Consider the following 1,446-nt stretch of genomic DNA (forward strand, 5'->3'; position numbering starts at 1 on the left):
GCCCTACCTTTCTAGTGGGTTCGAAATGATCATTCGTAAGATCAGTGGGACCCAGGGGCTCTGGGCATGGCTGATGATTGGGCGACCGTCAGATGGCTGAAGGAGCTTGGCCACCCGGAGCCCCGCGACGACTCGACCGCTAATTGGGAGATGCGACTCGATCGCTGCGTAGGGCAACGTCGGCGAGGTCGTCTGCTGGGCAGTGGTAGCGCGACGAACTGGCGGAGGTGACCGTGCCCCGGATATGGGCCGGAGTGGACATTGGCAAGGAACATCACCACTGCGTGGTGATCGACCGGGACGGTGAACGGCTGCTGTCCCGCCGGGTCCTGAACGACGAATCGGCCCTGCTGGAGCTGATCGGTGACGTCCTGGACATCGATGAAGACGTGCTGTGGGCGGTCGACCTCAACGGCGGCGGTGCCGCCCTGCTGATTGGCCTGCTGGTCAGCCACGACCAGCCGATGGTCTACATCACCGGCCTGACCGTGCACCACGCCTCGGCCTCCTACCGGGGCGAGGGCAAGACGGACGCCAAGGACGCCTTCGTCATCGCCGACCAAGCCCGCATGCGCCGCGACCTCGGTCTGCTGCGTCCCGGTGACGAGATCGCCGTCGACCTGCGCATACTGACCACACGCCGGGCGGATCTGGTGGCCGACCGCACCCGCCAGATCAACCGGCTGCGTGCCCAACTGCTGGAGATCTTCCCGGCATTGGAACGGTCGCTGGATCTGACCAACAAGGGCCCGGTCATGCTGCTGACGGGCTACCAGACGCCGGCCGCGATCCGCCGCAGCGGAGCCAAGCGCGTCGAGACGTGGCTGCGCAACCGCAAGGTGCGCGGAGCCGCCACGCTCGCCCGGACTGCCCTGGAGGCAGCCGAGGCCCAGCACACGGCCCTGCCTGGGGAGAAGCTGGCCGCCGCGATGGTGGTGCGGCTGGCGAAGGGGGTGATGGCCCTTGATGAGGAGGTCACGGAAGTCGACGCGCTCATCGAGGCCCGGTTTCGCGAGCACCCGCACGCCGAGGTGATCCTCAGCCTGCCCGGCACGGGCAAGATGACGGGCGCCGTCTTCATCGCGGCCACCGGCGGTCACATGGACGCCTTCGGCAGCGCCGACCGGCTGGCCGGCTTCGCCGGCCTGGCGCCTGCCCCGCGTGACTCCGGCCGCGTCAGCGGCAACCTTCGAAGACCGCGCCGCTTTCACCGCGGCCTGCTCAACGCGATGTACCTCTCCGCCCTCTCCAGCCTGAAGAGCTGCCCTGCCTCCAAGGCCTATTACGCGCGCAAGCGCGCCGAAGGCAAGGGACATAAGCAGGCGCTGCTGGCACTCGCTCGCCGCCGCGTCAACGTCCTGTGGGCCATGATCCGCGACGGAGCGTACTACCAAGCCACACCACCAGTCACAGTGGCGGCTTGACATCAGCATTGGGAAGCTCCTT

General features: G+C 67.5%; 1 protein-coding gene. It reads left to right on the forward strand.

Translation table 11 applies throughout. From position 1 onward, the window contains the following. The first annotated feature begins 233 nt into the window (after positions 1 to 233). Positions 234 to 1,424: an IS110 family transposase gene (locus tag ACWD11_RS35170; RefSeq protein ID WP_451287970.1), complete on the forward strand. Its 1,191-nt coding sequence runs from the start codon at positions 234 to 236 to the stop codon at positions 1,422 to 1,424. Positions 1,425 to 1,446 lie beyond the last annotated feature (22 nt).

It is taken from the genome of Streptomyces sp. NPDC002776, assembly GCF_053592195.1.